General features: G+C 59.7%; 12 protein-coding genes. 5 read left to right on the top strand and 7 right to left on the bottom strand.

The annotated features are described in order from the left end of the window. Window positions 1–183 precede the first annotated feature (183 nt). Window positions 184–1,536, top strand: coding sequence for a glycerol-3-phosphate transporter (gene glpT, locus CLM71_RS00930; RefSeq protein WP_105229359.1), 1,353 nt, complete (start codon window positions 184–186; stop codon window positions 1,534–1,536). 235 nt (window positions 1,537–1,771) lie between these two features. Next, window positions 1,772–2,851 (top strand): glycerophosphodiester phosphodiesterase, encoded by a 1,080-nt coding sequence (gene glpQ / locus CLM71_RS00925; protein WP_105229358.1) that lies wholly within the window; start codon window positions 1,772–1,774, stop codon window positions 2,849–2,851. 67 nt (window positions 2,852–2,918) lie between these two features. Here glpQ and yigL read toward each other — a convergent pair whose 3' ends face one another. From yigL to pldA, 5 genes are all read right to left on the bottom strand, one after another. Continuing rightward, window positions 2,919–3,719 (bottom strand): sugar/pyridoxal phosphate phosphatase YigL, encoded by an 801-nt coding sequence (gene yigL, locus CLM71_RS00920; protein ID WP_105233179.1) that lies wholly within the window; start codon window positions 3,717–3,719, stop codon window positions 2,919–2,921. An 8-nt stretch (window positions 3,720–3,727) separates the two neighbouring features. Beyond that, the gene (gene pldB, locus CLM71_RS00915; protein ID WP_105229357.1) at window positions 3,728–4,768 is read right to left on the bottom strand and encodes a lysophospholipase L2; all 1,041 of its coding nucleotides are present in this window, start codon (window positions 4,766–4,768) and stop codon (window positions 3,728–3,730) included. A gap of 31 nt (window positions 4,769–4,799) precedes the next feature. Next, on the bottom strand, window positions 4,800–5,429 hold the full coding sequence (gene rhtC, locus CLM71_RS00910) for a threonine export protein RhtC (RefSeq protein WP_105229356.1): 630 nt from the start codon (window positions 5,427–5,429) through the stop codon (window positions 4,800–4,802). Window positions 5,430–5,431: 2 nt separating this feature from the next. After that, complete coding sequence (gene recQ, locus CLM71_RS00905; protein WP_105229355.1) at window positions 5,432–7,264, bottom strand: ATP-dependent DNA helicase RecQ; 1,833 nt, start codon at window positions 7,262–7,264, stop codon at window positions 5,432–5,434. Between the two features lie 85 nt (window positions 7,265–7,349). Continuing rightward, window positions 7,350–8,228, bottom strand: coding sequence for a phospholipase A (gene pldA / locus CLM71_RS00900; protein WP_105229354.1), 879 nt, complete (start codon window positions 8,226–8,228; stop codon window positions 7,350–7,352). 202 nt (window positions 8,229–8,430) lie between these two features. Here pldA and CLM71_RS00895 point away from each other — a divergent pair, with 202 nt between their 5' ends. Both CLM71_RS00895 and rarD read left to right on the top strand, forming a co-directional pair. Next, entirely contained in the window at window positions 8,431–8,901 is a 471-nt protein-coding gene (locus CLM71_RS00895) for a thioesterase family protein (protein ID WP_105229353.1), read from the top strand. Between the two features lie 63 nt (window positions 8,902–8,964). After that, complete coding sequence (gene rarD, locus CLM71_RS00890; RefSeq protein ID WP_105229352.1) at window positions 8,965–9,852, top strand: EamA family transporter RarD; 888 nt, start codon at window positions 8,965–8,967, stop codon at window positions 9,850–9,852. Here the strand turns inward: rarD and CLM71_RS00885 are convergent. Together CLM71_RS00885 and corA are read right to left on the bottom strand one after the other, a co-directional pair. Beyond that, window positions 9,844–10,908 carry an AbrB family transcriptional regulator gene (locus tag CLM71_RS00885; protein ID WP_105229351.1) on the bottom strand — a complete coding sequence of 355 codons (1,065 nt, stop codon included), beginning with the start codon at window positions 10,906–10,908 and terminating at the stop codon, window positions 9,844–9,846. The genes rarD and CLM71_RS00885 overlap by 9 nt on opposite strands. Before the next feature lie 131 nt (window positions 10,909–11,039). Continuing rightward, entirely contained in the window at window positions 11,040–11,990 is a 951-nt protein-coding gene (corA, locus tag CLM71_RS00880; protein ID WP_105229350.1) for a magnesium/cobalt transporter CorA, read from the bottom strand. A 513-nt stretch (window positions 11,991–12,503) separates the two neighbouring features. On the opposite strand from corA, the gene CLM71_RS00870 reads away from it, so the two are divergent. After that, window positions 12,504–12,977: a WbuC family cupin fold metalloprotein gene (locus CLM71_RS00870; RefSeq protein ID WP_105229348.1), complete on the top strand. Its 474-nt coding sequence runs from the start codon at window positions 12,504–12,506 to the stop codon at window positions 12,975–12,977. Window positions 12,978–12,994 lie beyond the last annotated feature (17 nt).

Genomic DNA, 12,994 nt, shown 5'->3' with positions numbered 1-12,994 from the left:
CAAAATTCGCCGTTGTTTTATAAAAGTGTAACAAATGCGCCATCCATCACAGAGCCAACCAGGGGTTTTGTCTAGCATGGCGCTCGTTATAGAACAAAAAGCAACACTCTAGATATCCGCTCAAACACGACTCAGAACGCCTGCTCTGAGCGTGTCATACTGATAAAGCCATCGGAGGCGCTCATGTTGAGTATTTTTAAGCCAGCCGCACACATTTCTCGTGTGCCGGTCGACAAGGTAGATCCGCTCTATCGCCGACTGCGCTGGCAAATTTTTATGGGAATTTTCTTCGGCTACGCCGCGTACTATCTGGTACGTAAAAACTTCACCCTGGCAATGCCTTATCTGATCGAAGAAGGCTTCAGCCGCGGCGATCTGGGCTTCGCCCTGTCAGGGATCTCCATCGCTTATGGTTTCTCCAAATTTATCATGGGCTCGGTGTCCGACCGCTCTAACCCGCGCGTCTTCCTGCCCGCCGGTCTGATTCTGGCCGCCTGCGTCATGCTGTTTATGGGCTTTGTTCCGTGGGCCACCTCCAGCATCGCCGTGATGTTCGTGCTGCTGTTCCTGTGCGGCTGGTTCCAGGGCATGGGCTGGCCGCCGTGCGGCCGCACCATGGTGCACTGGTGGTCGCAGAAAGAACGCGGCCAGATCGTCTCCATCTGGAACTGCGCGCATAACGTCGGCGGCGGCCTGCCGCCGCTGCTGTTCCTGCTCGGCATGGCCTGGTTCAACGACTGGCACGCCGCGCTGTACATGCCGGCCTTCGGCGCCATTCTGGTGGCTCTGATCGCCTTCGGCCTGATGCGCGATACGCCTCAGTCCTGCGGCCTGCCGCCGGTGGAAGAGTACAAAAACGACTACCCGGACGATTACAGCGAAAAAGCGGAAGAAGAACTGACCGCCAAGCAGATCTTCATGCAGTACATCCTGCCGAACAAGCTGCTGTGGTATATCGCGGTCGCCAACGTGTTCGTTTACCTGCTGCGCTACGGCATTCTGGACTGGTCGCCGACCTACCTGAAAGAAGTGAAGCACTTCGCGCTGGATAAGTCCTCCTGGGCCTACTTCCTGTACGAATATGCCGGTATCCCGGGCACCCTGCTGTGCGGCTGGATGTCGGATAAAGTGTTTAAAGGCAACCGCGGCGCCACCGGCGTCTTCTTTATGACGCTGGTCACCATCGCCACCATCGTCTTCTGGATGAACCCGGCGGGCAACCCGACGATCGATATGCTCTGTATGCTGGTCATCGGCTTCCTGATTTACGGCCCGGTGATGCTGATCGGCCTGCACGCGCTGGAACTGGCGCCGAAGAAAGCCGCAGGCACCGCCGCTGGCTTCACCGGTTTGTTCGGTTATCTGGGCGGCTCGGTCGCCGCCAGCGCCATCGTCGGCTACACCGTGGACTTCTTCGGCTGGGACGGCGGCTTTATGGTGATGATCGGCGGCAGCATCGCCGCAGTTATCCTGCTGCTGCTGACCATGCTGAACGAGAAGAAACATCACGCAGACATTGCGGCGAAACGCGGCTAATCGTCACGAAAACTACGCACTATACCCGAAATAACCCGGGTGACAGGAAGGCGGCAAGAGAAGGTATCCCGAATCGCTTACCCAGGTAAGCGATTCGGGTGACTGAGCGCCGCCAACACACCGGTCACTTGGCGTATGACGGGTATATGCCCAAAGGCCGCACCGCGGCCTTTTTATTCCCCACCCACTGGCAACGATGCCGCCTGCGGCTGCCCTGCCACTTAAGGAGAAGACTATGCGGACTCACGTTAAAGCCCTGCTGTCAGGGATTATTCTGGCGACTACCCTCAGCAGCGCCGCCTTCGCCGCCGACAAGGTGGTGATCGCCCACCGCGGCGCCAGCGGCTACCTGCCGGAACACACGCTGCCGGCCAAGGCCATGGCCTACGCGCAGGGCGCGGATTTCCTCGAGCAGGATCTGGTGATGACCAAGGACGACGAACTGGTGGTGCTGCACGATCACTACCTGGACCGCGTCACCGACGTCGCCAAACGCTTCCCGGATCGCGCACGCAAAGACGGCCGCTACTACGCCATCGACTTTACCCTGGCCGAGATCAAATCGCTGAAGTTCACCGAAGGCTTTGATATCAAAGACGGCAAGCAGGTGCAGAGCTACCCGGGCCGCTTCCCGATGGGTAAATCCGATTTCCGCGTCCACACCTTCCAGGAAGAGATTGAGTTCGTGCAGGGCCTGAACCACTCAACCGGCAAGAACATCGGCATCTATCCGGAAATCAAGGCGCCGTGGTTCCACCAGCAGGAAGGGAAAGACATTTCCAGCAAGGTGCTGGCGGTGCTGAAGCAGTACGGCTATACCGGTAAAAATGACAATGTGTACCTGCAGTGCTTCGACGCCAACGAGCTGAAACGCATCAAAACCCAGCTGGAGCCGAAGCTGGGCATGGACCTGAAGCTGGTGCAGCTGATCGCCTATAACGACTGGAATGAAACCTACGAGCAGAACGCCGACGGTAAGTGGGTCAATTACGACTACGACTGGATGTTCAAGCCGGGTGCGATGAAGCAGATCGCCCAGTATGCCGACGGCATCGGGCCTGATTACCATATGCTAGTGGCCGCCGAGAAGTCCAAACCAGGCCACATCGTACTGACCGATATGGTGAAAGAAGCTCACGCCAACAAGCTGGCGGTGCATCCGTTTACCATCCGCGCCGACGCGCTGCCGAAGTACGTCACCGACGTCAATCAGCTGTACGACGTGATTTATAACCAGGCCGGCGTTGACGGGGTATTCACCGACTTCCCGGACAAAGGCGTGCAGTTCCTGCAAAAACAGGGGCAGCACCGGTAATACACGCGGCTGGCCGGCAGGCCAGCGACGTTGTCAATGCGGGCGGGGACATCCCCGCCTGCATCACTCAGGAGAGGAACATCTCGCGCAGATAATGCGGCACCGCGTTATCCACGTTGGAGCCAATCACCTCCAGCTCCGGCAGTTTGTCCTTCAGGCGCTGATGCGCGTCACGCATAATGCAGCCTTTGCCCGCCATCGCCAGCATTTCCAGATCGTTCATGCCGTCGCCGAACGCGATGCACTCCTTCAGCGAATAGCCGATGATTTTCGCCACCTCTTCCAGCGCATGCCCCTTCGACACGCCGCCGGCCATCACTTCCAGACAGGTCGGGAACGAGAAGCTGACGTTCACCCGGTCGCCCCAGCGCGCGTTAATCGCCTCTTCCAACGGCAGCAGCTGTTCGTGGTCGTCGCAGGTGAAGTACACCTTACAGACGCCGTCGGTTTCCAGCAGACCCGGCTCAAACAGCTGATATTTAAACACCGACTCGCGGAAAAACTCCTTCTGCTCCGGGCTTTCGCGGTTGATAAACCAGTCATCGTCGCGGTAGACGTTGGTGGTGATATCCGGGCTGTTATGGACGATGCCGTACAGATCGCGGGCAATATCGCCGTCCAGGTTATGGCTGAAGATCAGTTCGCCGGCGGTGTTGTGCACCCGCGCGCCGTTGGAGGTGATCATAAACGCGCTGATGCCGAGATTATCGCGGATTTGCCCCACGTCGATATGGTGACGTCCGGTGGCAAACACAAAGTGCACGCCGCGCTGCGTCAGCAGCTTCAGCGTCTCCTTGGCATAAGGCGACAAAGTATGGTCAGGGGACAGCAGGGTGCCATCCAGGTCGGAAGCAACAACATGATACATAAATACGTTCAACCTCTAATGGAGTTGTCGGCGGCATCAGCGCCGCTGAAAGCGTGTTGGGCATAAAAACGCAGGATTGCGTTCAACGCTTCGGCGCGCATAGCGTCCCGCTCAAACAGGATCTCATGGCGCGCGCCCTGGATAACCCGCGGTTCGCCCCCTTCACAAGGGTGTCCCGCGTCTGACAGTGCCTGACAAAAAGCCTGGTGCGAACGGTTATCAACCACCCGTTCCTCACCGGCCTGCAATAACAAGATTGGCGTGGTGATGTCTTTCGCCTCGGCAATCGCCTGTTGCCCGGCCTGAATACTTTCCCGCACCCAGTGGTAGGTCGGCCCGCCCACCTGCAGCTCCGGGTAGTCGGCATAATAACGCACCGAGCGCCGGTAGCGTTCACGGCTGTGGGTCAGTACGTTGACCACATACGGCAACGGCCGCCATTGTCCGGTGCCCACCGCGTAGTAATCGCGCACATTCGGCCGCTTTTCCGCCCAGTTCAGGATACGGTGTGCCATCCAGTCAGGCATCGGTAAAAAGATGCCAAACATCGGCGCGCACAGCGCGGCGGCGGCAAACGCCTGCGGCTGCCGGGCGAGGAACTGCGCCAGAATCGCGCCGCCCATCGAGTGCGCCAGGGCAAAATGCTGGCGATATCCCAGCGGCAGCACCGCCTGCTGATAAAAACGCGTAAAGTCTTCGACGTAATCGGCAAAGTTCACCACGTGACCGCGATGACTGTCCGCCAGCAGGCGCCCGGATCGCCCCTGCCCGCGGTGGTCGATAATCATCACGTCGTAGCCGCGCTGAAACAGATCGTAGGCGACTTCCGGATATTTCACATAGCTTTCGATGCGGCCGGGGCTTATCACCACCACCCGCTGGTGCTGCGGCGCGCTAAAGCGCACGTAGCGGATCGGCACATCGTCAACGCCGCTGAACTCGCCTTCCTGACGCTGACGCCAGAAATCCAGCAGTGGCCCGGTGGCAAAGGCCGCAAACTGGGTTTCACGCGTGAGCCACTCATCGGGGCTGAGTATAAACGCCGTCATGACATGCTTTCCTTCCGCTGTCGCCGACCGCTTAGCGGGTAAAAATCAGGTGTAAACCGAAACCGGTGAACAGGACGCCCGCCAGGCCGTCGATCCATTTCGCCAGCCGCTGGTAGCCGCGGCGCATCGCCGGCAGGGCAAAAATCATCGCCACCAGGCTGAACCAGGCAAAAGTTTCCGCCACGATCAGCAGAAACAGCCCCCAGCGCGCGCCGGCGCCGACGCTGTCGCCGACAAACAGCGAAAACACGCTGCCGAAGTAGATCACCGCTTTCGGGTTGGACAGATTGGTGAGAAAACCGCGGATAAAGCTGCGGCCCGGCTTGGCCAGCGCCACCTGCGCCTCATCAGGCTGCGCCGCCGGCTGCCCGCGCCTGGCGCGCGCCGAACGCAGCAGTTGCCAGCCCATCCAGCACAGATAGATGCCGCCGCCGACCATAATGATCTGATGCAGCCAGGCCATCTTCGCCAGAATCAAGTGCAGCCCCATCAGCGCCACGCCGGCCCACACCACGATCCCCAGGGCGATGCCCAGCACGCCCATCATCGCCTCGCGGCGCGATCGGCTGGCGGCGGTCTGTGACACAAAGAAGAAATCAGGCCCCGGACTCATCAGGGCGATCAGGTGCACCAGCGCGACGGTCAGAAACAGCATCAGCATGATTAATCCTCATCGTTATCCATATGGTCGCGGATCATCGCCATAAACGGCGCGCCGAAACGTTCAAGTTTACGCTGGCCGACGCCGTTGACGCTCAGCAGTTCGCTGGCCCGGATCGGCATCTGTTCCGCCATTTCCAGCAGCGTCGAGTCGTTAAACACCACGTACGGCGGAATATTTTCTTCATCGGCGATCGATTTACGCAGCTTGCGCAGCTTGGCGAACAGTTTGCGGTCGTAGTTGCCGCCGTAGGATTTCTGCGCCGCGCCGCCGCGCGCCTTCAGGCTCTGAATACGCGGCACCGCCAGCTGCAGCTCCACTTCGCCGCGCAGTACCGGACGTGCGGCTTCGGTCAGCTGCAGCGCCGAGTGCATGGCGACGTTCTGGGTAATAAAACCCAGATGGATCAGCTGGCGCAGCACGCTGATCCAATGTTCGGTGGTGTGATCGCGACCGATGCCGTACACCGGCAGTTTGTCGTGGCCGAACTCGCGGATGCGCTGATTATTGGAGCCGCGCAGCACTTCCACCACGTAGCCGATGCCGAAACGCTGACCGACGCGGCCAATCGCCGACAGCGCCTTGCGCGCGTCCTCCAGCCCGTCATAGCGCTTCGGCGGGTCGAGGCAGATATCGCAGTTGCCGCAGGCCTGTTGTTTGCCTTCGCCAAAGTAGTTGAGCAGCACCAGACGCCGGCAGGTTTGCGCTTCGGCAAAGGCGCCCATGGCGTTGAGCTTATGACGCTCGATATCCAGCTGCTGCCCGGCGGGTTTTTCCTCCAGACAGCGGCGCAGCCAGGCCATATCGGCCGGGTCATACAGCAAAATCGCCTCCGCCGGCAGGCCGTCACGGCCGGCGCGGCCGGTTTCCTGATAGTAGGACTCAATGTTGCGCGGAATATCGAAGTGCACCACGAAACGCACGTTGGGCTTGTTGATCCCCATGCCGAACGCCACCGTGGCCACCACCACCTGCAGATCGTCGCGCTGGAAGGCTTCCTGCACCTGCGCACGCCGCGCGTTGTCGAGGCCGGCGTGGTATGCCCCCACGCTCAGGCCGCGGCTCTGCAGACGGGCGGCGGTGTCTTCCACCTTGGCGCGGCTGTTGCAGTAGATAATGCCGCTTTTACCGCGCTGGTCCTGCACAAAGCGCCACAGCTGATCGAGCGGTTTAAACTTCTCCACCAGCGTATAACGGATGTTCGGCCGGTCGAAGCTGCTGACCTGAATCAGCGGATCCTGCAGCGCCAACAGGCGCGAAATGTCATTGCGCGTGGTCTCGTCAGCGGTCGCCGTCAGTGCGACCACCGGCATCGCCGGGAAGCGCTGCTTCAGCTGGCCAAGCGCGCGGTACTCCGGCCGGAAATCGTGGCCCCACTGGGAAATACAGTGCGCCTCATCCACCGCCAGCATCGCCGGCGGGCAGCTGTCGAGCAGCGACAGGAAGCTGTCCATCATCAGGCGTTCAGGGGCGATATACAGCATTTTAATCGCGCCGCTGCGGCAACCGGCCATCACTTCCAACTGCTGTTCGCGCGTTTGCGTCGAGTTATAGCAGGCCGCCGCCACGCCGTTGGCCAGCAGTTGATCCACCTGATCCTTCATCAGGGAGATCAGCGGGGAGACCACCAGGGTCAGGCCCTCCAGCATCAGCGCCGGGATTTGATAGCACAACGATTTGCCGCCGCCGGTCGGCATCACCACCAGGCAGTCTTGGCCGCGGGTCGCCGCGTCGATAATCGTTTGTTGTCCCGGACGGAATTGTTGATAGCCAAAGGTGTCGCGTAACACCTGCTCTGCCAGCAATTCGCTGTTTATCACTGCTGCGGTAGACACACACTTCCCCATGTTAAATTCTGAGTACCCCGATAAATGAAGCCGCCGCCAGATTTGCGGCGGCCTCAGGGACGTGGGGATATGATTACATAATATCGTTCAGCATGACACCAACGCCGACGCGTGTCTGCCGGAAGTTGTAATCAATCATCGATTCACCGTAGCCGCTGAATACCTGGGTATAGAAGCGGACATGCTTGGTGATCGGATAGCTCCAGCCCAGTTCCGCTCCGCCGAAGCCGGTATTCCAGTTATAGTGGCCGTCCACGCTGAAGACGCTCTCGCCCCAGGTATAACCGACTTTCAGGCGGTAGTAGCCCATATATTTGGTGATATCCGGGTTGTCGTCGCTGCTGGCACTTTCAGAGAAACGCAGCCAGGGTTTGACATCGACCTGCCAGTTGCCGTTCTGCGCCATCAGGCGCGCGTAGGCGCGGTTCCAGCTGCGCGAGGTCGGCTCCGAACGGCCGTTCGACTGGTGGTTAAGCCCCACCTCGATGTCGCGCAATGTCCAGCCGGCAAAGGTGTAATCCGTTGCCCAACCGAGGAAAATCTGCGGCTCATAGTTGGTTTCACGGAACGGCGAGGACTGACCGCTGTTGGAGAGCTGCCACCAGGAACGCTGAGTATAGGACGCGCCGAGCACCGAGTTTTCACCAACAATGCCGCGCCACAGCGGAAACGCCAGGCTGAGCTGGAATTTCACTTCGTCTTTGCGCGCATGGTTCGCCCAGCTGTAGCTGTCGATCGCCTCTTTATTGAGATCGCTGGTGTAGCTATACAGTATGTAGTTAGGTTCGTACGGGTAGAGCGTAAACGGGTTATCGTGGGACTGCAGCATATTGGCGATAATGCTGCCGTTAACCGCCGGTTTATCATGTATTTCTTGTTGTTTCGCTTCTTCGGCCTGAACCAGCGCCGGGGCCAGCAGCGTTGCCATTACGGCCCCTGACAGAATACGCATAATTCTCATCACTCCAGCAAATAAAAACACACCCTGAAATAAAAACAGGCCATTTTACACACAAAGCAGCGTTTACAGCAGTCCGGGGCGCTTTTATTGGAATAGTCTGGAAAGCAACAAAGGTTAAGCATAAAATCAACAAGTCATTAACCTGGACTGACCAGTATCCTAAACCCATCTATCAATAAGAAGAATCACCATTATGTCGACCATGCCTCTTACAACGGAAGCCGCTCGCCAGAAAATTGGCGAAATCTTTGTTTATCACATGCCGTTTAACCGCGAGCTGGGATTGGAGCTGCGCCATTTTGACGACGACGGCGTCGAACTGACCTTTACCAATCAGCACAAACTGGTAGGCAACGCCGCGCAGAAGATCCTGCACGGCGGCGTGATCGCCTCGGTGCTGGACGTCGCCGCCGGGTTGACATGCGTCGGCAGCGTGCTGATGCGTCAGGAATCGCTGATTGAAGAGGAGCTGGCGGCGCGCCTGTCGCGCATGGGCACCATCGACCTGCGCGTCGACTATCTGCGCCCCGGCCGCGGCGAACATTTCATCGCCTCCGCCTCGGTGCTGCGCAGCGGCAACAAGGTGGCCGTCGCCCGCGTCGAGCTGCATAACAACGACGGCCTGCATATCGCTAGCGCCACCGCCACCTATCTGGTTGGCTGATTGTGCCCGGTGAGCGTCTTCAGTACACTCACCGTATCCGAACCCTTACCTCCAGGTCACGTCATGGACGCACAGCAAACGCGTCAGGGCATCTTCTTTGCCCTGGCCGCCTATTTTATTTGGGGCATCGCCCCGGCCTATTTCAAACTTATCCAGCAAGTACCGGCCGACGAAATCCTTACCCACCGGATTATCTGGTCGTTTTTCTTTATGCTGGCGCTGGTGACGCTGGGGCGTAACTGGCCGAAGGTGCGCGCCGCCTGCGCCAACCGCAAGCGCCTGCTGCTGCTGGCGCTCACCGCGCTGCTGGTCGGCGGCAACTGGCTGCTGTTTATCTGGGCGGTGAATAATCACCATATGCTGGAAGCCAGCCTGGGCTACTTCATCAACCCGCTGGTGAACGTATTGCTGGGGGTGCTATTTCTCGGCGAGCGTTTCCGCCGGATGCAGTGGGTGGCGGTCGCCCTGGCGTTTACCGGCGTGCTGGTGCAGCTGTGGCAGTTCGGCTCATTGCCGGTTATCGGGCTGGGGCTGGCGTTCAGCTTTGCGTTTTACGGCCTGCTGCGCAAGAAAATCGCCATCGACGCGCAAACCGGTATGCTGATTGAGACGCTGTGGCTGCTGCCGGTCGCCGCCGTTTATCTGTTCTTTATCGCCGACAGCGCCACCAGCCATCTCGGCGCCAACCCCTGGTCACTGAACCTGCTGCTGGTCGCCGCCGGCATCGTCACCACCGTGCCGTTGCTGTTCTTCACCGCCGCCGCCACCCGTCTGCGTCTGTCGACGCTGGGCTTTTTCCAGTATCTCGGCCCGACGCTGATGTTCCTGCTGGCGGTCACCTTCTACGGGGAAACCGTCGGTCAGGATAAACTGGTGACCTTCGGCTTTATCTGGGCCGCACTGGTGCTGTTTACCCTCGACGCCCTGTACACCCAGCGCAAGCTACGATGAGCTGGAGGCCGGCGTCGCGTGGTTGGAAATAAAACGCGCGATCGCCGGCCCGGTCAGCAGGATGGTGAACAGCCGCAGCGTCTGCAGCGCCATCACAAATGACATATCCACCCGACTGCCGGCGGCGATAATCGCCACCGTATCCAGCCCGCCGGGACTGGTGGCCAGGTAGGCGGTCATCATGTCTACCGGCAGGAAACAGGTCAGCATCCACGCCAGCAGGCCGCAAAACAGCATCAGCGCGGCGATGGACACCAGCATCTGCGGCAGCGTACGCATCGCCAGCAACAGGATCGGCCGGGTGAAACGCAACCCCACGCTCCAGCCAATCAGCGTATAGGCCAGCGCCAGCAGCCATTCCGGGATCTGCAGCGCCATCGCGCCGCTGGAGTGCAGCGCGGCACCGATAATCATCGGCAGCAGCAGCGCTCCCGAAGGAATACGCAGCCGCGGCCCCAGCCAAGCGCCTGCGGCCGCCACCGCCAGCGTCGCCAGAAAGCGCCAGTCCAGCGGCGGGAACCAGACCAATGCGGCGCTGCTCTGCCCCGCTTCATCCCCCAGACCGATACGCGCCACTACCGCCGCCGCCGTGGCGACAAACAGTACGCGCAGATACTGCATAAACGCCACCAAACGCACGTCCGCGCCGAAGTCGCCGGCCATGGCGACCATCGCCGAGGCGCCGCCGGGCGACGCGCCCCAGGCGCCGGTCGGGCCGGGCAGATCGCTAAAGCGCACCAGACACCAGCCGGAGATGGCGCTGGCCAGCAGCGTCGCCAGCAATACCAGTAAAATCAGCGGCCAGTCGGCCAGCAGCGGCGTCAGAATGGAAGGGGACAGACTTTGGGCGATCATGCAGCCCAGCACGGCCTGCGCGCCGATAAACAGCGGTTTAGGAATGCGTACCGACGCGCCCAGCAGCCCCATGGTCACGCCAACGATCATCGGCCCCAGCAACAGGGCGGCGGGAATATGGAACGCCAGCAGGGCGAAGCCCAGCGCCAGCGACGCCAGCAGCAGGATCAGCCATTGCAGTACCGCGGGGAACCTCTCCATGGGAAGGATTGCCTTCAAATAATTTTGCAGGGAATTATCTTAGCAGGCTAACGGCGTGAAATCACGATACGGCAGGCGCTACGCCGCCCCGGCCTGCGGCTTGACGCCGGCAGGCCGGGAACCGCACCGGCTTACAGCCAGTTCTTACGCTTAAAGTACAGGTACGGTGCCAGGCCGGCCAGAATCATCAGGCTGATCGCACCCGGATAGCCAAACGACCACCTCAGCTCCGGCATAAATTCGAAGTTCATGCCGTAGCTGGAGGCCACCAGCGTCGGCGGCAGGAACACCACCGACACCACCGAGAAGATCTTGATGATGCGGTTCTGTTCGATATTGATAAAGCCCATTGCCGCCTGCATCAGGAAGTTCACCTTCTGGAACAGCGACTCATTGTGCGGCAGCAGGGATTCGATATCGCGCAGCACCTCACGCGCCTGCTCCAGCTGGCCGGTTGGCAGCCGCGCCTTACGCACCAGAAAATTCAGCGCGCGCTGGGTATCCATCAGACACAGGCGCACCTTCCAGCCGATGTCTTCCAGCTCCGCCAGCGTCGACAGCGCCTCGTCGTACTCATCGCCCTGATGCCCTTCCATTATCACCCGGCTGAGCTTTTCCAGATCGCTGTAAATATTCTCAATTTCGTCCGCCAGCTGTTCAATTTTGGTTTCAAACAGATCCAGCAGCAGTTCATAGGCGTTGCCATCCACCATCATCTGATTACGGGCACGCATGCGGTACAGGCGAAACGCCGGCAGCTCGCGCTCGCGCAGCGTATACAGTCGGCCGTCACGGATGGTGAATGCCACGGTGGAGTTGCCGGCGTGATCTTCCGCATCTTCGAAATAGAAGAAGGAGTGGATGTGCAGACCGTCTTCGTCTTCAAAAAAACGCGCCGAGGCCTCGATGTCGTCCAGTTCCGGACGGGTGGCCAGGCTTTGTCCCAGCTCATGTTGCACACGGTCGCGCTCGCTTTCTTCCGGCTCGACCAGGTCTACCCACAGTGAGGTGGTCAGGTCTTCTGCCTCATCCAGCTCGAGGCGGGACAAGCGGCTGTTATCTAATTTGAAAGCGCTTAGCATGTGCTAAAACTCCCTAATGGTGAGGGGATACCCTGCATTCATTGGAGTTGCATCATCCCGGGCGACAGAACGCCCAAACCCACTGATGCAACTCACATCATTTTAGGCAGACAACGCGTTGAAGCACAGAAACGGGGGAGGCACACAGGCCACGCTCGTTTCAGACCATAAAGAGATCTGACTCAGAGCGACACACGGAGGGGTCGCCGACAACCACGAAGGCTATCAGCGTAATGGGATAGCCTTAGAAGTTGTACCTGTTGGGATCCAGGTCAGTGAGCCAGCATCTACTGGGTGTGTCCAAGGCGAATGTCCTCATTGATAATCGTGCGCGCATGTTACGCCGAGAGGAAAAAGCCTGTCAACACGTTAAACAGGATAAATACCCAACAATTCACCACGATGACAATGCCATAAAAATCCGCGTGCCGGCGCAAAGAAATGACCGCGCGCAACGCCCCGCGCCGGGAAAGTTGCTAGAATCACTACATCGATAGCTTGCGGATTTCCTTAATGAAATTAATAACCCAACAACAGATGAACGCGATGGGCGAGCAGGCCGCCCAACTGCCGCGCCTGCGCACCCACCACCTGCTGCATGACGATATCAATGAGCCGGTGCAGAGAATGACCATTGCCATGGAGCCGGGCACCTATATTCGCCCGCACCGCCACCCGCAAAGCTGGGAGCTGCTGACGCCGCTGCGCGGCCGCTTTGTGGTGCTGCAATTTGACGACCACGGCGCGGTGATCCGGCGCATTATGCTGGGCGAAGAGAACCGGCTGCTGGAAATGCCTGCCAACGTCTGGCATACCGTGCTGTCGGTCGATGCCGGCGGGGTGCTGTTCGAGGTGAAGCCGGGGCCGTATCAGCCGTTAACGGCGGAAGACTGCATGCGCTGGGCGCCGCCCGAAGGCGGCGACGGCATTGAGGCGGTGTTGCGCTGGTACGCGACCGCACAGGAAGGCGACCGCTACCCGGGTTGAGGCCGCCGGGCGCCGGG

Origin of the sequence: Serratia sp. MYb239, assembly GCF_002966855.1 — a bacterium.
In the GTDB taxonomy this organism is placed as follows: domain Bacteria; phylum Pseudomonadota; class Gammaproteobacteria; order Enterobacterales; family Enterobacteriaceae; genus Serratia_B; species Serratia_B rhizosphaerae.
This window is presented reverse-complemented; position numbering and strand designations above follow the sequence as displayed.